A 21,615-nucleotide genomic window follows, 5' to 3' on the forward strand; every position below is an offset into this window, starting at 1 on the left:
CCAGCCACGCTGCCACACGACACACCGGACCTCCCCCATGGACCCAGACTCCGACCCCGACTCCCGCCCGAACACGGACGCTAACAAAAAGGAACCGGCCCGGCACTTCGGATTTGTCGAAGCCTACTCACCGCCGGAGATGGCGGCAAAGGTCCGCGATGTGGGGGTGGCCAAGGGCCGCATGCCCCTGGTCCCGCTGCTGTGCCTGGGGCTGCTGGCCGGCGCCTTCATATCCTTTGGCGCCATGCTCTTCACCCTGACCATGACCGGCAATGAACTGGGCTTCGGACCGGGCCGGCTGTTGGGCGGGCTGGCCTTCTCGTTAGGTCTGGTGCTGGTCATCGTCGGTGGGGCCGAGCTCTTTACCGGCAACAATCTGGTGGCCATGGCCTGGGCTGACGGCAAGGTCGGCACCGCTTCCCTGCTGCGCAACTGGGTGCTGGTCTATTGCGCCAACTTCGCCGGCGCCGTGGCCACCGCGCTGATGGTTCACCTGTCGGGCATCCTGTCGCTCGATGGCGGCGGTGTCGGCCGGACCGCCCTGGCCATCGCCCAGAGCAAACAGTCGCTGGGCTTCGTTGAGGCCTTTACTCGCGGCGTTCTGGCCAATGCGCTGGTCTGCCTGGCGGTATGGCTGTGCACCTCCACCAGCCGCACATCCGGCAAGATCATGGCCATCATCTTCCCCATCAGCGCCTTCGTCGCCCTGGGGTTCGAGCATTCCATCGCCAACATGTATTTCCTGGCGGTCGCCTGGTTCGACCAGCCGCAGTCGGTCAGCCTGGCCGGCGTGTGGGCCAATCTGCTGCCCGTCACGCTCGGCAATATCGTCGGCGGCAGCGTCTTTGTGGCGCTGATTTACTGGCTGATTTATCTGCGGCCCGGCGGCTCTGCCGATTGAACGGCCGGACCACTGCCGCCGCCGGACGGCAGGAAACAGGCGCGCTGGGGCGAGTGATCGGACTTGAACCGACGACATCCAGATCCACAATCTGGCGCTCTAACCAACTGAGCTACACCCGCCATGGCGCCCGGGACACCGGAATGCCGGAAACATAGGGAGACTCGACCGCCGGCTCAATACGCAAAGCGCCGGACGCAATGTGCAGGACACAATGCGCCGGACCAGGGGCTCCCGGCAGCCGTGCCCGGCTGTGCGGCCGCCAGGCTTCAGGCAGCGTCCGCCGCGACCCGCACCGAAATCATGCAGTCGGGGTCGCTCACCATGCCGTTGGCCCCGCTGCCCTGCTTGATGGAATCAACGTGCTCCATGCCGGAAACCACCTGCCCCCACACTGTGTACTGACCGTCCAGGTGGCTGTGGTCGGCAAAACAGATGAAGAACTGGCTGTCGGCGCTGTTGGGATTGGACGAGCGGGCCATGGAAACCGTGCCGCGACGATGCGCTTCCTGGGAGAACTCCGCCGGCAGCCGCTGGCCGGAGCCACCGGTGCCATCGCCCCGCGGATCGCCGGTCTGGGCCATGAAGCCATCGATCACCCGGTGAAAGGCCAGACCGTCATAGAATTTCTGCCGCACCAAGTCGCGGATCCGGGCGCAATGACCGGGCGCCAGATCGGGCCGCATGCGAATGACGACCATGCCATCCTTCAGTTCCATGTGGAGGGTGTTTTCCGCTTCGTCGTTTGCCGCGTCCGTTGCCTCGACTGCCATCGCTTGGTCTCCCTGTGTCATGACCTCTGATCGCCTGCCGTGTTCCCCGGCCAGGCGGTATCGCGAAACTCCTGAAACTCCAGCAGATAGCCGTTGGGATCGCGAAAGAAAAATCCGTAGACATTGAAGGTTCTGTGCAGGACGGGCGGACCTTCTATCACTATGGCCGCCGCCTGCAACCGCTTGTGCCAACCGTCCACATCCGCCGTCAGCAGAGACACGACGACCCCGGCCGGGTTGCTCTGGCGGCCGGGCCGTACGCCGCAGACGCCAAGATAGCTCGACGGGCCGGTGCGATAGATGCGGCACAGGCCCTGATCCAGGGCCAGGGGCAGGCGCAGCACCTCTTCGTAAAACGGCCAGGTGGCGTCCGGATCGTCGGCATAGAGAAACGTCACCTGGCCGTCGAGGGCGGGGGTGGCCGGCTCTGTCATTGTGGAAACCCCGCGTCAGTGACCGAAATGGCGCGCCAGACGATCCAACGCCTCTGTCAGGGTATCCTGCCGCTTGGCGAAGCAGAACCGGGCATAGCCATTGACCGCCGACCGGCCCGTCACGTCCCGGCCCGTCGCGTCCGGGCCTGTCGCTTCATAGAAGGCGGCAACCGGAACGGCGGTCACCCCCGCTTCTTCGGTGATGTGCCGGCAGAACGCCTCGTCATCGCCGTTGAAGCCCAGTGGCCGGTAGCCGGCGTTGAGAAAGTAGGTGCCGGGACAAGGCAGGACATCGAAACCGATGGCGGTCAGCCCCTGCGCCAGAATATCCCGGCGCAGCGCCATGCCATCGCGCAACTCGTGGAAATAGGCATCCGGTTTGGCCAGGCCGAAGGCCACGGCGCGTTGCAGGTGTGGCGGCGTGGCGAAGGCCAGGAACTGATGCGCCTTGATAATCGGCGCCAGCACCTGCGGTGCGGCGGTGGCGTAGCCGACCTTCCAGCCGGTCATGGAAAAGGCCTTGCCGGCCGAGCCGATTCGCACGCACCGCGATCGCATACCCGGCAGGGTCATCAGCGGCACGTGCCGCGCGCCGTCATAGACCAGATGCTCATAGACCTCGTCGCATACAGCCAGGGCATCGTGCTGCTGTACCAGATCCGCAATCAGCGTCAGTTCGGACCGGCTGAACACCTTGCACGCGGGGTTCATGGGCGTGTTGAGCAGAATCAGCTTGGTGCGCTCGGAGAATGCTGCCCGCAGCGCCGCCTCCGGCAGGCGCCAGTCCGGCGGCGTCAGGCGCACCAGCCGCGGCACGCCCCCGGCCCGCCTCACCACCGGCATGTAGGTATCGAACAGGGGCTCCAGCATGACCACTTCGTCGCCAGGCTCGATCAGTCCCATCAGGCTGGCGGCCAGCGCCTGGGTCGCGCCGGACGTCACCAGCACCTCGCTGGCAGGATCGGCGGTCAGTCCATAGAGGCGCGCCCCATGATCGGCCACCGCCTGACGCAGCTCCGCCAGGCCCTGCATCGGCGGATACTGGTTGGAGTGGGCAAACAGGCTGTCGGCGGCCACCTGGCGGATATCCTCAGGTCCGTCATCCTCCGGGAATCCCTGGCCCAGATTGATCGCGCCATGGGCCATGGCCAGGCGGCTCATGACCTCGAAGACGCTGGTTCCGTAGCCGGAAAGGACTGTATTGGCCGGTTTCATGGATGCTCGCCCGCCGCCGGAGGCCGGACACATCGCGGCCGCCCTCCCCCTAGCACAGGCCTCCGGGCGAGACGAGATACCCTGCTGTCCGCCACAAGACATCAGTTGATCGATTTAGTGGCAAATGCCTAATATTTAGGCTTAATCAATGCGCTATGCTCGGGTCCGTTTGGAAATAATACCGTGTTCACAATACCTTACGGCATGGCACCCGCTCCAGGCCGATTCCCGCTTGCATGACGCCGCGAAGTGCTATGACCCGCATCAGCATAATCCGCGGTGCGAGGTCGGCCATGAAGAAAATTGAAGCCATCATCAAGCCCTTCAAGCTCGACGAAGTGAAGGAGGCGCTCAGCGAAATCGGCCTGTCTGGCCTGACCGTGACGGAGGCGCGTGGCTTTGGTCGCCAGAAAGGCCATACCGAACTCTATCGCGGCGCCGAGTATGTGGTCGACTTTCTGCCCAAGGTGAAGATCGAGGTGGTGGTCAGCGATGCCCTTGCCGACCGTGCCATCGAGGCCATCCAGCAAGCCGCTCATACAGGCCGCATCGGCGACGGCAAGATCTTCGTCACCGCCATCGAAGATGCCATCCGCATCCGCACCGGCGAGCGCGGCGAGACCGCCATCTGATCGCGCCACGCGCTGCTTTCGCCGGGCCGACGCCGGTCCGGCAGGTGGCCGCGGCCCCGCCCCATCCGACCCTTCGCATCAGGAGAAATCACTTCAATGTCCAGCCCCGACAGCATCTTCCAGATGATCAAGGACCACGACGTCAAATATATCGATCTGCGGTTCACGGATCCGCGCGGCAAGTGGCAGCACATGGCCCACCCGATTTCGAACTTCGACGAGAGCGCCTTTACCGATGGCCTGATGTTCGACGGATCGTCCATTGCCGGCTGGAAGGCGATCAACGAATCAGACATGATTCTCCTGCCGGACGCCGGCGCGGCGACACTGGACCCCTTCTCGGCGCAGACCTCGCTGATTCTGTTCTGCGACGTGATCGACCCGTCGACCGGCCAGCCCTATGACCGTGACCCGCGCTCCACCGCCAAGCGCGCCGAGGCCTATCTGGCATCCAGCGGTATGGGCGACACCGCCTTTTTCGGCCCCGAGGCGGAGTTCTTCATCTTTGACGACGTGCGTTTTGACGTGGCCATGAACAACACCTTCTACGAGCTGTATTCGGAGGAAGGCCCCTATGCCACCGGCCGCGTCATGGCGGAAGGCAACATGGCCCACCGGCCACCGGTCAAGGGCGGCTATTTCCCCGTGCCGCCGGTGGATTCTGGAAGCGACATCCGGGCCGAGATGCTCGACGTCATCGCCGACATGGGCGTCACCGTGGAAAAGCACCATCACGAGGTGGCGCCGAGCCAGCACGAGTTGGGGGTCAAGTTCGACACCCTGGTGAAGTCCGCCGACGGCATGCAGATCTACAAGTATGCCGTGCAGATGGTGGCCCATGCCTATGGCAAGACCGCCACCTTCATGCCGAAGCCGGTTTTCGGCGACAATGGCTCCGGCATGCACACCCACCAGTCCATCTGGCGTGACGGCAAGCCACTGTTCGCCGGCACCGGCTATGCGGACCTGTCAGAGACAGCCCTGTTCTATATTGGCGGCATCATCCGCCATGCCCGGGCGCTGAACGCCTTCACCAACCCCAGCACCAACAGCTACAAGCGCCTGGTGCCGGGCTATGAGGCGCCGGTGCTCCTGGCCTATTCGTCGCGCAATCGCTCCGCCTCATGCCGAATACCCTATGCGACCAACCCGGCCGGCAAGCGCGTCGAAGTGCGCTTTCCCGATCCCACGGCCAATCCTTATCTGGCCTTCGCCGCCATGTTGATGGCCGGCCTCGATGGCATCCAGAATCGGATCCACCCCGGCGATGCCATGGACAAGAACCTATACGACCTGCCGCCGGAGGAGCTGAAGGACGTTCCGACGGTCTGTGGTTCTCTGCGCCAGGCCCTGGAGGCATTGGCCGATGACCACGAGTTCCTGTGCAAGGGCGACGTCATGACCGAAGACATGATTGAGGCCTATAGCGCGCTCAAGTGGGAAGAAGTTCATGCATACGAAACGGCGCCGCACCCCATCGAGTTCAAGATGTACTACTCAAGTTGAGGCCGGGCGGCGCCCAGCCAGGCGCACCATCAGACGCGACCCGCCGCCTGCGCCATATGGCCTCATAATGGCCGCATGACGGGCAAGCGGCGGCCCTCTGGCGAACGCAACTGCGCCACAGGGCCGGGCCAGGGTGGAGCGCGGGCAGACAGCCCGCACGGCAATGAACTAGATTTGTGTCGGCGCCACCATGCGTCGACGTCCGGAGTCGGCCGGTACCACCTGGTACGAGCTACCAGACGGATGCTTTACACAAGGAACGTAATCCATGCCTGACACACTAATGAGATGCCTTCTGGCCAGCGTGATGCTGGCTACTTTCGGGCTGCTGACGACTCCGGTCGCTGCTCAGGAAAGTGATCCTACCCTGGTCGGCCTGCGCCAGATCGGAGTCAGTGTAGTTGACGCCGATGACGACGACACTTTCTGCGGCATCGATAAAGAGCGGACACGGCAGACCGCCCTATTGACGCTGGCGACCGGCGGTCTGGCGGCGACCGACTATGCGAACGCCCTGTGGGACCCTGAACTGGTCGTTTACTTCATCACTCTGCCGGTTGATGACAACACGGTCTGCGTCACGTGGATGGAAGTCACACTACGCATTTCAAACACGGTCACTCTGCCGCAAAGCGAGAACTTCCACCCGCCAGCCGATTCCTTTGTCAGGGTGGAGTTGTGGAACTCCGGCCGTATCTTCACCTCGGCGGTGAACGATCATGGTGAGCGGTTTCAGACCTTCGTTGCGGAGTTCCTGAACAACCTGATCGCCGACTGGGAAGAGCAGAACAGCCTGTAACGGCGACGGCGGCCCATACGGGCCCCGTCTGCGGCGGGCCCCGTCTGCGGCTTTCCGGATGGCCCGGGACGAGGCCTGCGCCACACCGGGCCATCCTGATGCGCGACCGTATGCCGTGGTATTCTGGCGGTGTGGCCACTATATGTAGCGCTCCGGGAATCGGACCCGCACCAGCCACACTGACGGCGCGCCATGAACGACCTGTTTGATCAGTCCGCATCCGGCCGCCGGCCCCGCGCCACGGCAGGCACCGCCAGGAAAGCCGGCGCAGGTGCGCCCGGCAAGAGTGCGGCCGGCTATTCGGCCCGTGACATCGAGGTGCTGGAAGGCCTGGAGCCGGTGCGCCGGCGGCCGGGCATGTATGTGGGTGGCACCGATGAACGGGCGCTGCATCATCTGGCTGCTGAAATCCTCGACAACGCCATGGACGAGGCGGTCGCCGGCCATGCCAGCCGGATCGAGTTCTCGCTCGCCGCCGACGGCTCGGTCACCGTGCGCGACAATGGTCGCGGCATACCGGTTGACCCGCACCCGCGTTTCAAGAACCGCTCCGCCCTGGAAGTCATCCTCACCACCCTGCACTCCGGCGGAAAGTTCTCCGGCCAGGCCTACAAGACCTCCGGCGGCCTGCACGGTGTCGGCCTGTCCGTCGTCAACGCCCTGTCGGACCGCCTGCGGGTGGAGGTGATCCGCGATGGCAAGACCTGGACCCAGGATTATTCGCGCGGCGTGGCAAAGACACGGCTGAAATCAACCAACGGTCCCGCCAACCGGCGCGGCACGACGATCACCTTTCACCCGGATCCGGATATTTTCGGCGGTGACGCCCGCCTGCGGCCGGACGCGCTCTATGCCATGACGCGGGCCAAGGCCTATCTCTATCGCGGCGTCGAAATCCGCTGGTCGTGTGATCCCGCCACACTAGCGGCAAAGAGCCAGACGCCGGCCGAAGACACAATTCGCTTTCCCAATGGTCCACGGGACTATCTGCAGGATGAGCTGGCCGGACGCACCACCCTGTCGGCCCCGTTTGCCGGTGAGGCAGACCTGCCGAATGACGATGGCCGGCTGGAATGGGCTATCGCCTGGACGGAGTCGGGAGACGGCTTTCTGCACAGTTTCTGCAACACCGTGCCGACCCGCGAGGGCGGCAGCCACGAGCAGGGATTGCGGGCGGCGGTGGCCAAGGCGTTGAAAGCCTATGGTGAACTGACCGGCAACAAGCGGGCGGATCGCGTCACGGCGGAAGATGCACTGGACGGCTGTGGCGTCATCCTGTCGCTGTTCATTAACGATCCCCAGTTCCAGGGTCAGACCAAAGAGCGCCTTGGCATGCCGGCCGCGGCGCGGCTTGTGGAAACCGTGCTGCGCGATCACCTGGACCACTGGCTGAGCGCCGACCCGAAGGTTGCGGACCTGCTGCTGGAGCGGGCCATTGCCCAGGCCGAGTTGCGTCTCAACCGGCGGCAGGACCGTGAGGCCGCGCGCCGCGCCGCCGGACGCAAGCGACGCCTGCCCGGTAAGCTGGCGGATTGCACCGTGGGCGGGGCCGACGGCACAGAGCTGTTCCTGGTGGAAGGCGACTCCGCCGGAGGCAGCGCCAAACAGGCGCGCGACCGCCGCACCCAGGCGGTGCTGCCGCTACGCGGCAAAATCCTCAACATCGAAAGTGCTTCGGCCGACAAGCAGCGGGAAAATCAGGAGTTGGCCGACCTGGAACAGGCTTTGGGCTGCGGCGGCGGCGGTGACTATGACGAAGCGGCCCTGCGCTATGAACGCATCATCATCATGACCGACGCCGATGTGGACGGAGCGCATATCGCCTGTCTGCTGATGACCTATTTCTACCGTCGTATGCCGCAGCTAATTCACGGCGGACATCTCTATCTGGCCGTGCCGCCGCTCTATCGCCTGTCCCGCGGCGGGAAGATCCTCTACGCCCGCGATGACGCCGACCGTGAAAGACTGATGCAGGCGGAGTTTGCCGGCAACGGCAAGGTTGAGGTCAGTCGCTTCAAAGGTCTGGGCGAAATGCCGCCGGCGCAACTGCGCGAGACCACCATGGCGGCGCAAAGCCGGACACTGCTGCGGGTGACCGTGCCCGACGCCAGGGCCGATGCACCGGCCGGCGGACGCCGGCCGCGCCGCAAGACCGGCCAGGAGATCGCCGCCGGCACCGAGGGGATGGTTGAGACCCTGATGGGCCGCCGGCCGGAGCTGCGTCTGGCTTTTATCCAGGAAAAAGCCCGCTTCGCCCGCAATCTTGACCTGTAGCCGGGCGAGCGAACGGCTGGCGCACCGGCACGGGGCGGTTTTCCATGATTTCCCCGCCCGCTTTGTCCTCGCCGCCGACCGGCCTATATTAGGCACAAGGATGGTCCGCAGGGACCGGACCGGTGCATGGGCGACAGAACCCGAATCCGGCGTAATTTTCACATGACAATCCGGGTCAGCCGTCAGAAATGGCGACCCGATGACAGGGAGGGATATCCGCATGGCTCTTTTGAAAGCCGCCAGCGATTCACGCACGTCCGTACGCAAGCCTGAAAAGACCATTTCCAGCAAGCCGGCCGGCAAGCGCATCACCGTGATGCTTGGTGGCGAGACCATCGCCCGCACCACCCGCGCGCTGCTTTATCAGGAAAGCGGTCATGATCCGCTTTACTATGTTCCGCGCGAGGACGTTCGCACCGAATGCCTGCAGCGTTCCGACCGCAAGAGCTACTGTCCCTATAAGGGCGACGCGGTGTGGTGGAACGTCCGGGTCGGCGATCGCGTGGTGGCTGACGGCGCCTGGTCCTATCCCGACATCTATGACGACTACAGCCCGGAAATTGAGGGTTATATCGGCTTCTATGGCGACAAGATGGATGCCTATCTCATCGATGAACTGGAAGCGGCGGCTGAATAGGCCCCAGACCCGGAGATTGCCCGTATGAGTACGACAGAGAGTCCTGCCGCCTCCAACAGCAAGGGTGAGGCCATTGATGGCGCCAAAGCGGCCCGCATCAAGGTGGAGCCCTATCCGCATCACGTCCGCATCGAATGCAATGGCCAGACCATCGCTGACACCAGGCGGGCGTGGCTTCTGATCGAGACCTGGGCACCGGATATCTATGTTCCGGCGGAGGATGTGCAGACCGCGCTGTTCTCACCAAGCGAGACGCGCACCTACTGTCCCTACAAGGCCGGCCACGCCAGCCATGTGAATGCAAGGATCGGCGGAAAGACCGTGGCCGATGTGGGCTGGCGCTATGACGAGCCGGCCGACCGGCCGGAAATCAAAGGCCTCTATGCCTTCACCTTTGCCAAGGTCAGCATCTTCGTTGACGGCAAGCTGGTACGCGGCCATGTGCGTGATCCGCACAAAATCATTACGGTTGAACCGCTTGGCCGCCGCCTGCGGCTTGAGATGGCCGGCAAGATGATTGTCGACTCCAACAATGTTCAGGTGCTTTACGAGACCGGCCTGCCGGCACGCTATTATGTGCCGCCGGCCGATGTCGCCGTGGACTATCTGACACCCAGCAGCCGTCAGTCGGTCTGCACCTACAAGGGCGAAGCGGTCTATCACCACGTCCGCGTCGGCGATGAACTGTCGGAAAACGCGATCTGGGCCTACAATGAGCCGTGGCTGGACTTTTCGCCGGACGTAGCCCGCATCAAGGGCCACTTCGGCATCTTCACATCCGTCTTCGACCGCTTCCTGCTGGACGACGAAGAGCAGGAGGTCGATGACTCCACACGCCAGTCAGACCGCGGCGCGCTGGCCCGGCCAACCGTGGACAAGGAATTGCAAAGCAAGATGAGCGGCGGCGCCTGAAGCGACCGCCCCCTGTCACAACATAAAGGAGACCTGACATGCCTCCCTACAGCGGATATGAGCACAATGCGGTCAACAGCCGCGGTGAACCCATGGACAAGAATCATCTCAAGGCGATGATCGTCGAGCCCTATGGGCACAAGGCCCGTATCGAGTTCGGTGGCGAGACCATCGCCGAGACCAGCCGCGGCCTGCTGCTTCTGGAAAAGGGCGTCTTTCCGACCATTTACTTCCCGCTTGACGACATCAATCAGAAATTCCTAGAGAAAACCGACCATCAGACGGTCTGTCCCTACAAGGGCGATGCCAGCTACTGGACCATCAGGGCCGGCGGTCGCACCGCCGAAAATGCGGTGTGGACCTATGCGGAGCCTTTGCCGGAGCGTCCGGAAATCAAGGGCTATGCCGCGTTTGATTTCAATGGGGTGGACGGCACCTTCGTTGACGGCAAACTGGTACGTGGCCATGTGCGTGATCCGCACAAAGTCATTTCGGTCGATCCGCTGGGCAAGCGCCTGACCGCGACCATGGCCGGCAAGACCATTGTCGACAGCACCAACGTCATGGTGCTGCACGAAACCGGTCTGCAGGACCGCTTCTATGTGCCCGAGTCCGACATCGCCATGGAGTTCATGACGCCGAGCACCCGGCAGTCGGTCTGCACCTACAAAGGCGACGCCATCTATCACAGCCTCAAGATCGGCGACGAGCTGGCGGAAAACATCGCCTGGTGCTACCCGGAAGTGTGGACCGATTTCTCGGCCGACGTGGCCAAGATCAAGGGCTATCACTCCTTTTATCTGACCCGCTTCGACTCCGTCGAAATCGACGGCGAGCCCATGGTCTTTAACGACAGTGCGTCGGCCATGGACAAGCGCATGCTGGAGCGCCCGACAGTGGACAAGACCCTGAAGGCGCGGCAGGCGGGCAGCGCCTAGCAACCTTCAGGCCAGAGTCACGAAAAACCCCCGGCGGAATACTCCGCCGGGGGTTTCCTTTTATTGCCGAGCTGCCGGCGATGACTAAGCCGGCTACTCCTTTTCTATGGCGTCGGCGAGTCCACCGGCCCGCGACAGTCGCTCGGCGTCCTCGCGGAACTCGCGATTTTCGTTGACTGCCTGCCAGATATGGAAGCTCACCCATAAGGCAACCGCAAGAACGACAAACAGCCATTCCCATCCGACAAAGGGATAGAGCGGGCCGATCTCGGCCAGCGGCACCTGCCAGGTGTCGATATTGGTTGTGGACACTGTCACGTCCTCCTTCTGTCAGGGTTTGTCAGGACCGGCCGAGACCGGCGGCTTCCCGCTCCGCTTCTTTTACTTCACGACGCTCGTCCGCCATGGCCTGGTTGGCCAGATAGTCGAGCCCCGCGATCTCCACCTCCCGCGGGATGCGGAGAACGCCCGCACCCTTGAGGACCGCGCCCAGAATCCACATGGGCAGGAAGCCCAGGACACCGAACATGATGACGGCGCCGATCGCCTGGCCCCACGGGGTAATCGGCGTGGCACCCTCGATCGCCAGGGCCGGGTGGCCCCACAGGACGAAGCCCGAAATGACCAGGCCGACAACGCCGGCATAGCCGTGGACTGCCACCGCGCCAACCGCATCGTCAATACGGAAGGTGCGCTCCACCCAGTAGTGCAGCTTGTACGCCACCCATGTGCCGGCGGCGCCAATCAGAAACGCCTGCAGCGGGTGATAAAGGTCGTTGCCGGCCGACGCGGTGATAATCCCCGCCAGGCCGCCGGAGTAGGTCCAGAACGCATCGCCGCGCGATACCATGTACCCGGCGATCAGACCGCCCGACAGAGACAGCAGAAAGTTGAAAGTGATGGCGGAGAGGGTGGTCGGTGTCAGATAGATATTGGTCGCCGTAAAGAACGCGGTGCCGGGAATGCCCAGATCTTCTGAGCTGATGATCGGCACATTGCAGGCCACATAGAAGCCCCAGAAGCCGGCATAGATCAGGAACAGCCCGACCGCTACTAGCCACGGATTGTGCGGCAGCAGATTGCGCGGCGAGCCGTCCGCCCTGAATTTGCCGATGCGCGGGCCGAGATGCACCAGAAGCCCCAGGGCCGCGCCACCGGCGATGGCGTGAATTACGCCCGAGGCGTAGGCGTCATGATAGCCAAGCTCCGTCACCATCCAGCCTTCCGGGTGCCAACCCCAGGCCGCATCAATGATCCAGGTGACGCTGCCGATCAGCACCGCCGCAATCCAGAACGCAAAAGAACGGATACGCTCGATAACAGCACCCGAGACGATTGACGCTGCGGTCCAGCTGAACAACAGGAAGGCCGCCCAGAACACGCCATTGATGCGCGACCAGAAGGCCGTATCATCGGCGGTGACAATATCGGAGGCCGGAGGTCCGCCATTATGCGGGCCCATGAGCTCACTCCACGGCACGGCCCACGGCGCGGTGCCGAGGCCGCCGGTGATCCCCGGGCCGCCGGGCAGGACAAAGTAAATCCACCAGCCGAAAAAGAAGAATGTCACCGTGACAAGCGGAATCAGCATGGTGTTCTTCATCAGCGTGTGCATGTGATTCTTGTAGCGGGAGGCTCCCACTTCATACATGCAGAAGCCGATGTGGATGAGGAACATCAGCGGGATCGTCAGCCAGTAGTAGAACTCGGTAAAGATGACCGTCAGGGCGTCGAGTTGTGACTCCACAGGCCTCCCTCCATGTTGGCGACCGGATCCGGCGCGCTGGCCGACGGCCGCGGGTTTGCGGCGACTCGACAGGCTGTCTGACGTTCATGACAAAGGCGGCCGGGCGTAGAGCCGGCCGGCGTTCCAGATGCGTCAGCTTGTGGTGTGTTGTGAGTCGGTGATCGACCCGGAGCACGGTCAGGCGGGACGATGGCGCCCACCAGGCGCCATTCCCAGCCGACAACGCCGAACTTCAGACGTTCCCCCATCGGCCTTCCCCTAAAAGCCGGGCCTTCACGCTACGAGCCTAGGGTCGGCGTTCTGCGTGCGTCAAGCTGCCGCACCTGCGAGTGTCAGGACGGCGACCCCGGCAAAGACCACGGCCGTGCCGGCCCACTGCAGTGGCGACATGGCCTCCCGCAGGAAAACACGCGCCAGCAGGACTGTGACCACGCCAAAGGCCGATGCGACGACGGCGGCAATTGCTGCACCGGCGCCGCTGCTGCCCGCAAACAGGGCCAGATAGGCGCCGGAATCCAGCAACCCCTGGAGCATGACCAGCGGCCACCACGCAGCGCTGACCACCGGTCGCCGCCAACGTCCGGCAAACAGCATGAGGATCGCCAGAAGGCTGATGGCCCGGCCAGCCCACACGGTCTGCAGATCGCCATAGACCGGCACCGCCGCCTGGGCGGCCGAAATAGCGATGCCGAAACCGCATGACGACGCCAGTGCCATCAGCACCGTGCGACGCACTTCGCCCGGTCGCTCGACGGCGATTGCCGCCAACCGGCCGCCGGCCCGTGATACGGCGACCACACCGGCCATCACCAGCGCCATGGCTGCCCATTGCAGCGGCGACGGACGCTGTCCCAGAACCACGGCAATGAGCAGAACCACCACGGGATAGCTGGCGACGATCGGCGCCACCAGCGTCACCGGTCCGCGCGCCAGGGCGCCATAAAGCAGCAATGTGGCAAGCATTATGCCGACGCCGCTGAGCCCCAGCAGCCAGAGCGTGCCCAGCGGCCAGACCAGGACGGTGCCGGACAGCCAGACCCACACCGACAGGACCAGCGTTCCGGTCAGCAGCATGCCGAACAGAGCGCTGTCCGGCCCGACCGCCCGACCGGTGAAGCGGGCGGCAAAGTCCGCCGTGCCCCAACCGAGCGCGCACAACCCTCCCCACAATGCCGGTGGCATACTCCCTCCCCGTCCGTCAGGCGTATCTGTGTCGCAGACCGCCGGCGAAACGCACAACCGCCTGCGCCGCCTCGTCCAGACACTCGTCGTGCGTACGACCATCGCGGCGACGCGGCTTCATGTCATGGTCCGCACCGGCGACCCAGTGCAGCGACACCGATCCGGGCAGGCCATAGGACTCAACCTCGCCCGGCAGGCCCAGCCGGTCGCGGCTGCCCTGCACCACCAGGCCAGGGCAAGGCAACGCCCGCAGCGCCCCGTCCCGCCGGACAGCCGGTCGCCCGGCCGGATGAAACGGGTAGCCCAGGGCGGCAAATCCTGCCGGACAAGCGGTCACCGCCGCCGCGGCGGCGACGCGGGCGCCCATGGACTTGCCGGCGAACAACATGATCTGCGCCGGGCCGTGCAGGACGTCGGCATGGTGCACCGCCGCCATATATTCATCCGCCAGGCTTGCCACCGGCGGTGGCGGGCGGCGGCGACCGGTCCGCTGAATGTGGTCCATGTAGGCGAAATTGAAGCGCATGACCGCAATACCGGATGCCGCCCATCGGGCCGCCAGCGCCGTCAGAATGACGCTGTCCTGCCCGGCGCCGGCGCCGTGGGCCAGGACGATGCGAACATCCGCCAGGGCCGGTCCGTCAAAGAGGAAAGTCACAACGAACCCTGCAATTCCGTCACTTCGTAACCTGTCATTGCCCCGTATACCGGCTTTCATTTGACACAAGCACTGGATTTTCTATTATCGCGCCACATCTATTGATGCGTATTCCTTCACTTTCCCAACTAACGACGCGAGCCACGCTACCGCATGGATTTTTCTGATCTTGGCCTGAGTGACTCTGTCCTGCAGGCAATCCGGGACGCTGGCTACACAACGCCGACGCCGATTCAAGAGCAAGCCATCCCCTACGTCCTCATGGGCCGCGATGTTCTGGGCTGTGCCCAGACCGGCACCGGCAAGACGGCCGGCTTTACTCTGCCGATGATTGACATCCTCGGCGGGCGCCGCGCGCGGGCGCGGATGCCCCGTTGCCTGATCCTTGAGCCCACCCGCGAACTGGCCGCCCAGGTCGGCGAAAGTTTTACCCGCTACGGCCTGAACAGCGGCCTCACCTTTGCCCTGCTGACCGGCGGTACGTCCCTCAAGGATCAGCAGAAGGCACTGGATCGCGGCGTTGACGTCCTGATCGCCACGCCGGGTCGGCTGCTCGATCTGTTCGACCGAGGTCAGATCATCATGACCGACGTCAAGATCATGGTGATTGATGAAGCCGACCGTATGCTCGACATGGGGTTCATCCCGGATGTGGAGCGCATCGTCACTATGTTGCCGCCGATCCATCAGACCTTGCTGTTCTCCGCCACCATGCCAAAGGAAATCCGGCGGCTGGCTGAAGCGTTCCTGATGAATCCGAAGGAAATATCGGTCGCACCACCGGCGACAACGTCGGCCACCGTCCGTCAGGGGCTGGTGCGGGTCGCCGGAAGCGAAGCCAAGGTCAAGCGAGCGGCCCTGCGCCGCCTCCTGGCACGCGAAGACGTGCGCAACGCGCTGATTTTCTGCAACCGCAAACGCGATGTTTCGGTGGTCTTCCGGTCGCTGCAGCGGCATGGCTTCAATGCCAGTGAATTGCACGGCGATATGGCCCAACCGGTTCGCACCGAGACCCTGAAGAAGTTCAAGAATGAGGAAATCGTTCTGCTGGTATGCAGTGATGTGGCTCAGCGCGGTCTGGATATCACCGGCCTCAGCCATGTCTTCAACTATGACGTGCCGATCAATCCGGAGGACTATGTCCATCGCATAGGCCGTACCGGGCGCGCCGGCCGTGAGGGGGCCGCCTTCACCCTGGCCACATCACACGATGCCAAGGCCGTGGCTGCCATCGAAAAGACCATCGGCCAGGCCATACCGCTGGTTGATCTGGACGGCGATCCAGCGACCGCCGCCGCCGACAAGAGCCCGGCTGCGGACGCGATTCCGGAACCCGCTTCGGATCCGGCCGACGTCGCCGTGGCAAAAACGCAGGCTGGCGATGGCGAAAAGCCGGCGCGGCGCCGCCGGCCCCGGCGCGGTCGTTCCGGCAGTCGCGGCGGAGCCGCTGAGGCCGGCAGCGATAGTGACCGCGAACCGCAACCGTCCACCGAGCAAGCGTCTGGCGAGACCGCTATCGCCGACGACAACGGGACGGAAGACCCGCCCGCGCCACGGCGCGAACGCGCGCCGGCAGCGGCCGGTTCGCCATTTGGCGAGCATACGCCCGCATTCCTGACCCGGCGGGCCGGCTAGCCTGCCCGTTGGCGGGCAACCGCTCCCTGCAGACGGACCCGGGCGGACTCGCCCTGGCGTCATTTCGGCCTATTGTCATCTCTGGCAGGCGTCTTTGCCGACTGCCTGCCGCCCGGCCCGACCGGTGTCACGCAGGGAGATTTGATCATGAGCTGGACCAAAACAGCCGATCTGGCTGACCTCGACCGCAAGGGACGCACCGTCGTGCGGGTAAATGGGCGCCAGATCGCGTTGTTCCGGGTAGGCGAGCAGATCCATGCCTGCAACAACCGCTGTCCGCACGAGGGCTATCCACTGGTCGAAGGCGATGTTGACCCGTCCTGCCTTCTCACCTGCAACTGGCACAACTGGAAGTTCGACCTGCGCGATGGCCGCAACCTCTATGGCGGCGATGGTCTGCGAATCTATCCGGTGGAGGTGCGCGGCGACGCGGTGTGGGTGGACCTGACCGATCCGCCGGCCGACGTGCAGGCAGCAACCGTCATCGAGCACCTTCGCGAAGCGTTTGACGACAACAGCTATGATCGCATGGCGCGCGAAGTGGCACGCTGGCGGCGGCTTGGCCGCGATCCGCTTGACCTGGTACGTCGCGCCATTGGCTGGGCGCACGAGCGGATGGAGTTCGGCGCCACCCATGCCTTTGCCGGAACGGTGGACTGGGTGACGCTGTACGACGAGTCCAGCGGCAATGATGACCGTCAGCTCGTCGCCATCCTCGAGTCCATCGGCCACATGGCCGATGACGTGCTGCGCCAGCCGGCTCACGCCTTCACTACCGCCCGCCGCGACTGGCTTCGCCAGTCTTTCCTGGATGCGGTGGAGTCGGAAGACGAAGACGGCGCCATCGCCCTTCTCGCCGGCGGCCTGGACAATGGCCGCCCGCTCGATGACATGCTGAGCGCCGTGGAAACGGCGGCCCTTGCCCACTATCGCGATTTCGGTCACGCCCTGATCTATACGGACAAGTTCCGCCAGGCCATTGCCCGTCTTGGCGGTGATGTGGCCGCCCCCTTGCTGAAATCGCTGGTGCGCGGCTTTTGCTATGGTGTGCGCGATGACCAGATACCGGAGTTCCGGCGCTACCGGGATTTCCTGACCGGTTGGACCGGCGGCGGCACCCGAACCCGGGCCAATGGCGAGGCCGATTTCCGCGGGCTTGGCGTCAACCCGTCTATGGAAAAGACCGTCGCCGCAGGCGCCGAACTGACCCCGGACACTTTGTTCGACCGTCTGTTGAGGACCAGCGCCGCCAATATGCTGACTTACGACATGGCCTATCAGCGTCATATCGACGGACCGATCCGCGATAATGTGGGCTGGCTCAGCTTTACCCACGCCTTCACCTTCGCCGACGCCATCGGTCAGGTGTGCGCCCGGCGGCCGGAGCTGTGGCCGGCGGCCCTGCTGCAGCTCGCCTGCCACAACGGGCGCAATGCCAAATATGCCGACGCCATGCATGTGGGTAATGAGTGGCGGGTGGAAGATCCGCCGGCGTTCATCGAGCAGGCCATTGACGGGCTTTATGACCATGGACTGGACGAATACATCGTCTCGGTCCACCACCTGAAGACTTTACTGGCGACCCGTCGCCTGATGGCCGGCGGCATCGCGGAGGAAACCGCCAGCCTGATGGCGGCGGCGCTGAACCGTTTCGTCAATTCACCGCTAAAACGCAGACACACCCTGCGCACGGCGCATCAGGCACGGGCCTTCGTGGCGGAAGAATAATCAGCCATAGAGGCCGGCCTGACGGGCCCGCAGACGCACCAGCGCCAGTACCGTATCGATGGTCGGGCAGGCCGTCGCCGTCAACCGGCCCATTTCCTGCACCGCGGAAACCAGCGCATCGATCTCCAGCGCCCGGCCTTTCTCCAGATCCTGCAACATGCTGGTCTTGTGGGCGCCGACACCGGCCGCGCCGGCGATACGCTGATCCACGTCAATGGGAAAGCGCACCCCCAGCTTCTCGGCAATATTCTGCGATTCGACCATCATCTGGCGGGTGACCGCGCGGGTACCGTCATCGCCGGTAATGCGGTCCATGGTCGCCAGGGTCAGCGCGCTGATGGGGTTGAATGCCAGATTGCCCCACAGCTTGACCCAGATCTCGTCGCGAATGTTGGTGCGGACGGGCGCCTTGATATTGGCCGCCACCAGCGCCCGGGCGATGGCCGCCAGACGTTCGGTCTTTTCGCCCGACGGCTCGCCCAGGGTCAGGCGATTGTGCGCGATGTGGCGGATCAGGCCCGGCTCTGGCACGTCACAAGCCGGGAAGACGACACAGCCAATGGCGCGCTCCGGGCCGATGCCGTCCCACTGGACGCCGCCCGGATCGACGCTCTCCACCCGATGCCCCTCATACGGGCCGGCCAGTCGATGGAAGTACCACCACGGCACGCCGTTCATGGCGTTGACCACGGCGGTATCCGGTCCCAGAAGCTTGCGGATGTCGGCCACCGCGGCCGCCACCTGATGAGCCTTGAGAGTCAGGAACACCACATCCTGCGGCCCCGCCTCGCCGGCATCAGCAAAGGCCCGCGGCCGGCTGGTACGCACCGCCCCATCCTGTTCCAGACGCAGGCCGTCGTTTTGAATAGCCGCCAGGTGAAGGCCGCGGGCGATGATCGTCACATCGGCACCGCTCAGCGCCAACTCCGCGGCGATATAGCCGCCTATGGCGCCGGCACCGAAGACTGCGATTCGCATGGTGTCAGCCCCCCGCCAGGCCGAGCTTCGCCGCCAGCCCGATGCGCTGCACCTTTCCCGTCGGGCCTTTGGGGATTTCCTCCAGCAGCAGGATCTTTTCCGGCACCTTGAAGCGGGCCAGCCGTTCTCCGGCAAACGCCCTGAGCGCCGCCTCATCCACCGCCGCCCCGTCGCGCGGAACCACAGCCGCCGCCACCGCCTCGCCCAGACTGCGATGCGGCACCGCGAAAGTCACCGCCTGGGCCACGGCCGGATGGTCCAAAAGCACTTCGTCCACCTCGCGCGGTGAGACCTTTTCGCCGCCACGGTTGATAATTTCCTTCAATCGTCCGGTGATGGTCAGATAGCCGGACGCATCCAGCACCCCCTGATCGCCGGTGCGGAACCAGCGCCCGTCGTCCGCCTCTACAAAGCCCGAGGCATTGGCCTCCGGATTATTCTCATACCCGGCGGTCACGTTGGGCCCCTGGATGCACACTTCGCCGGTTACGCCAGCGGCAAGAGCGGCGCCTGCGCTATCGCGAATCGAAATGCGCGGTCCCGCCGCCACGCCGACACTGCCGCTCCGTCGCTCGCCCGGCGGCAGAGGATTGCTGCTCATCTGGTGCGCCGCCTCGGTCATGCCATAGGCTTCGATCACCGGACAGCCGAACGCCTCCTCCAGTGCCGTCATGACCTGCGGCGGCAATGAGGCGGAAGACGAGCGGATAAAGCGCAGATGCGGCTGGCCGTCGCTACTGTCCTGCCGGCCGGCCCGGGCGACGATGGCCTGATGCATGGTCGGCACCGCCGTATACCAGGTTGGCTGCACATCGCGCATCCAGCCAAAGAAGCGCAGCGCGTTGAACCCCGGCGTGCAACAAACGCCGGCACCGGCCGCCAGCGATGCCAGCACCGCCGCAATCAGTCCGTGAATATGAAACAGCGGCATGATGTTAAGACAGCGGTCATCGGCCGTCAGGTTTAAGGAGGCGACGATGTGATCAGCCGATGCGGCAAGATTAGCCTGGCTCAACGGGACGATCTTGGGCCGCGAGGTCGTGCCGGAGGTGTGCAAAACCAGCGACATGGCGTCAGGCGTGGCGATCGCGCCGGCGCCCACCGGATCACCGACGCGGCCATCGCCGAAGGTAAAGACGCCGGCCGGCGCCGCCGGGTCGACCTCAATCGGCAAAACAGTAATTCCAAGTCGCCGCGCCGCCGCCACCGCCGGCGTTTGGAAACCCGCCGGTACGACCAGCGCCCGCGCCTTCAGATCATCCAGATAGAAGGCATACTCGTCCTCGGTATAGGCCGGGTTGAGCGGAGCGGCGACCGCCGCCGAAGCCAGCACCAGAAAGGCGCTGGCCGCTTCCGGTCCGTTGGGAATGACCAGCCCGACCTTGTCGGCCGGCCCGATCCCCCGTTCCCGAAGCGCTGCGGCGCCGTCCGCCACCAGACGCCGCAGCCCGCCATAGGTCAGGGACGGTCGCTCCGGCGCCAGCAGGGCCGGCGCCCGGTCCGCGCCACGCGCCAGCGTTTCCGCAAGAGTCCGCGCCGGTCGGTTTTTCTCCTGTAGCGTCATACTGATGGCCCTTTCCGCCGCGCCGGCGCGGTCGGTTGAAACAGTGCACCAGGCCTTGCCGTGACAGGCCATGCCGAGACAGGCCATGCGGTTGCGGGACTCATGGCCGCTCCACCAACTCCACACGGCGGTTGAGGGCGCGACCGGCTGGCGACCGGTTTGACGCCACCGGCGCCAGCGCACCCACACCGTTGGCGGTGAGGCGGGCCGGATCGATCGCAAAACCCTCTACCAGCGCCGCCACCACGGCCGCGGCGCGACGACGCGACAAATCAAGATTGTCGTCAAATTCACCCACACTATCGGTGTGCCCGACCACATGCAGCGCCAGTGACGGCCGGTCGGCGAGCAACTGCGCCACTGCCGCCAGCGCGTCGCCGGACTCCGGACGCAACGCCGCGCTGCCCGTATCGAAGAAAATACCGTCCACCGCCACATGCCCCTGACGCTCGATGTCGCCGGCCAGAACCGTCGGATCGACCCTGACCACGTTTGTCTCCATCGCCGCCTCTTCAACGATGTCTACATGCACATAGGGGCGGGCAATCGAATTGAGGAATGTGTGCTCGGAGACATGCAGGAATACACCGACGCGCCCTTCAGGCCGGTCGAGAACCGCCGCCAGATACCGCTGCGCCAGCGGCTCGACCACATAGACGTCCCGGATCCAGCCTTCCGGCCAGACCGGCTGCAGATAGGTGAAGAAGCCGGGTCCGCATTCATCCTCCTTGCAGGAAAATCGAATGTCGAAGCCCGCGTCGGCCAGCGCCGCCTGATAGTTGCGGAAAATCTCCAGGGTGGACCGTCCTCTGGGCGCGGCATAGAGGATGCGCGTGACCGACCCTTCGAAATCCACCAGCGCGCCATAGCCGCCCTGCCCGCCGGCCGCACCGGCGATCCCGGTATATTCATCAAACGCCTTGTGAGCGTAGCCGACGATCTCTGCGCCGCCATAGCGGGACAGCAGGGGATGGTCGCTGCTGCCGGCCAGATCGGCGGCCAGGGCCGCACTGGTGATACCGATCAGGGCGGCACAGGCGGTCGCTATCACTCGCATCATGGAAATCCCTTACTCGTCCCGCCAGGCACAAACAGAAAGCCC

The 21,615-nt window shown here is 64.4% G+C and carries 20 protein-coding genes and 1 tRNA gene; 10 read left to right on the forward strand and 11 right to left on the reverse strand.

The genetic code is table 11. The features are described from left to right. Window positions 1-37: 37 nt before the first annotated feature. Complete coding sequence (locus tag RIE31_10960) at window positions 38-901, forward strand: formate/nitrite transporter family protein (protein MEQ8641102.1); 864 nt, start codon at window positions 38-40, stop codon at window positions 899-901. A 45-nt stretch (window positions 902-946) separates the two neighbouring features. Here the strand turns inward: RIE31_10960 and RIE31_10965 are convergent. The 4 genes from RIE31_10965 to RIE31_10980 all read right to left on the reverse strand — a co-directional run bounded on the left by RIE31_10965 (window position 947) and on the right by RIE31_10980 (window position 3,323). Continuing rightward, window positions 947-1,023, reverse strand: a tRNA-His gene (locus RIE31_10965). Between the two features lie 147 nt (window positions 1,024-1,170). After that, window positions 1,171-1,674 carry a peptidylprolyl isomerase gene (locus RIE31_10970; GenBank protein ID MEQ8641103.1) on the reverse strand — a complete coding sequence of 168 codons (504 nt, stop codon included), beginning with the start codon at window positions 1,672-1,674 and terminating at the stop codon, window positions 1,171-1,173. 17 nt (window positions 1,675-1,691) lie between these two features. Then, complete coding sequence (locus RIE31_10975; protein MEQ8641104.1) at window positions 1,692-2,108, reverse strand: VOC family protein; 417 nt, start codon at window positions 2,106-2,108, stop codon at window positions 1,692-1,694. 15 nt (window positions 2,109-2,123) lie between these two features. Beyond that, window positions 2,124-3,323, reverse strand: a complete 1,200-nt coding sequence (locus RIE31_10980; protein MEQ8641105.1) for an aminotransferase — start codon at window positions 3,321-3,323, stop codon at window positions 2,124-2,126. Between the two features lie 293 nt (window positions 3,324-3,616). Between RIE31_10980 and RIE31_10985 the strand changes: the two genes are divergently transcribed. From RIE31_10985 to RIE31_11015, 7 genes are all read left to right on the forward strand, one after another. Continuing rightward, window positions 3,617-3,955 (forward strand): P-II family nitrogen regulator, encoded by a 339-nt coding sequence (locus tag RIE31_10985; GenBank protein ID MEQ8641106.1) that lies wholly within the window; start codon window positions 3,617-3,619, stop codon window positions 3,953-3,955. Between the two features lie 96 nt (window positions 3,956-4,051). After that, window positions 4,052-5,461 (forward strand): type I glutamate--ammonia ligase, encoded by a 1,410-nt coding sequence (glnA, locus tag RIE31_10990; GenBank protein MEQ8641107.1) that lies wholly within the window; start codon window positions 4,052-4,054, stop codon window positions 5,459-5,461. A 268-nt stretch (window positions 5,462-5,729) separates the two neighbouring features. Beyond that, complete coding sequence (locus RIE31_10995; protein MEQ8641108.1) at window positions 5,730-6,260, forward strand: hypothetical protein; 531 nt, start codon at window positions 5,730-5,732, stop codon at window positions 6,258-6,260. 192 nt (window positions 6,261-6,452) lie between these two features. Then, a complete protein-coding gene (parE, locus tag RIE31_11000) occupies window positions 6,453-8,534 on the forward strand; it encodes a DNA topoisomerase IV subunit B (protein ID MEQ8641109.1) in 2,082 nt (693 codons plus the stop codon). Window positions 8,535-8,754: 220 nt separating this feature from the next. Further along, window positions 8,755-9,171 carry a DUF427 domain-containing protein gene (locus tag RIE31_11005; protein MEQ8641110.1) on the forward strand — a complete coding sequence of 139 codons (417 nt, stop codon included), beginning with the start codon at window positions 8,755-8,757 and terminating at the stop codon, window positions 9,169-9,171. Window positions 9,172-9,195: 24 nt separating this feature from the next. Beyond that, window positions 9,196-10,083: a DUF427 domain-containing protein gene (locus RIE31_11010; protein ID MEQ8641111.1), complete on the forward strand. Its 888-nt coding sequence runs from the start codon at window positions 9,196-9,198 to the stop codon at window positions 10,081-10,083. A gap of 38 nt (window positions 10,084-10,121) precedes the next feature. Further along, complete coding sequence (locus tag RIE31_11015) at window positions 10,122-11,021, forward strand: DUF427 domain-containing protein (protein MEQ8641112.1); 900 nt, start codon at window positions 10,122-10,124, stop codon at window positions 11,019-11,021. Window positions 11,022-11,114: 93 nt separating this feature from the next. Here RIE31_11015 and RIE31_11020 read toward each other — a convergent pair whose 3' ends face one another. The 4 genes from RIE31_11020 to RIE31_11035 form a co-directional block, all read right to left on the reverse strand. Beyond that, on the reverse strand, window positions 11,115-11,333 hold the full coding sequence (locus RIE31_11020; GenBank protein ID MEQ8641113.1) for a hypothetical protein: 219 nt from the start codon (window positions 11,331-11,333) through the stop codon (window positions 11,115-11,117). A 28-nt stretch (window positions 11,334-11,361) separates the two neighbouring features. Continuing rightward, window positions 11,362-12,768 carry an ammonium transporter gene (locus tag RIE31_11025; protein MEQ8641114.1) on the reverse strand — a complete coding sequence of 469 codons (1,407 nt, stop codon included), beginning with the start codon at window positions 12,766-12,768 and terminating at the stop codon, window positions 11,362-11,364. Between the two features lie 309 nt (window positions 12,769-13,077). Beyond that, the gene (locus tag RIE31_11030) at window positions 13,078-13,950 is read right to left on the reverse strand and encodes a DMT family transporter (GenBank protein MEQ8641115.1); all 873 of its coding nucleotides are present in this window, start codon (window positions 13,948-13,950) and stop codon (window positions 13,078-13,080) included. A 16-nt stretch (window positions 13,951-13,966) separates the two neighbouring features. Continuing rightward, window positions 13,967-14,608 (reverse strand): alpha/beta hydrolase, encoded by a 642-nt coding sequence (locus tag RIE31_11035; protein MEQ8641116.1) that lies wholly within the window; start codon window positions 14,606-14,608, stop codon window positions 13,967-13,969. Between the two features lie 153 nt (window positions 14,609-14,761). Between RIE31_11035 and RIE31_11040 the strand changes: the two genes are divergently transcribed. Next, window positions 14,762-16,243 carry a DEAD/DEAH box helicase gene (locus RIE31_11040; GenBank protein MEQ8641117.1) on the forward strand — a complete coding sequence of 494 codons (1,482 nt, stop codon included), beginning with the start codon at window positions 14,762-14,764 and terminating at the stop codon, window positions 16,241-16,243. Between the two features lie 147 nt (window positions 16,244-16,390). Continuing rightward, complete coding sequence (locus RIE31_11045; GenBank protein MEQ8641118.1) at window positions 16,391-17,971, forward strand: Rieske (2Fe-2S) protein; 1,581 nt, start codon at window positions 16,391-16,393, stop codon at window positions 17,969-17,971. On the opposite strand, the gene RIE31_11050 is transcribed toward RIE31_11045, so the two are convergent. The 3 genes from RIE31_11050 to RIE31_11060 form a co-directional block, all read right to left on the reverse strand. Next, complete coding sequence (locus tag RIE31_11050) at window positions 17,972-18,949, reverse strand: 2-dehydropantoate 2-reductase (GenBank protein MEQ8641119.1); 978 nt, start codon at window positions 18,947-18,949, stop codon at window positions 17,972-17,974. 4 nt (window positions 18,950-18,953) lie between these two features. Next, the gene (locus RIE31_11055; GenBank protein MEQ8641120.1) at window positions 18,954-20,513 is read right to left on the reverse strand and encodes an acyl--CoA ligase; all 1,560 of its coding nucleotides are present in this window, start codon (window positions 20,511-20,513) and stop codon (window positions 18,954-18,956) included. 100 nt (window positions 20,514-20,613) lie between these two features. Continuing rightward, window positions 20,614-21,573, reverse strand: a complete 960-nt coding sequence (locus RIE31_11060) for a DUF4892 domain-containing protein (protein ID MEQ8641121.1) — start codon at window positions 21,571-21,573, stop codon at window positions 20,614-20,616. Between the last annotated feature and the right edge of the window lie 42 nt (window positions 21,574-21,615).

Source organism: Alphaproteobacteria bacterium, assembly GCA_040218575.1.
Taxonomy (GTDB): Bacteria; Pseudomonadota; Alphaproteobacteria; order JAVJRE01; family JAVJRE01; genus JAVJRE01.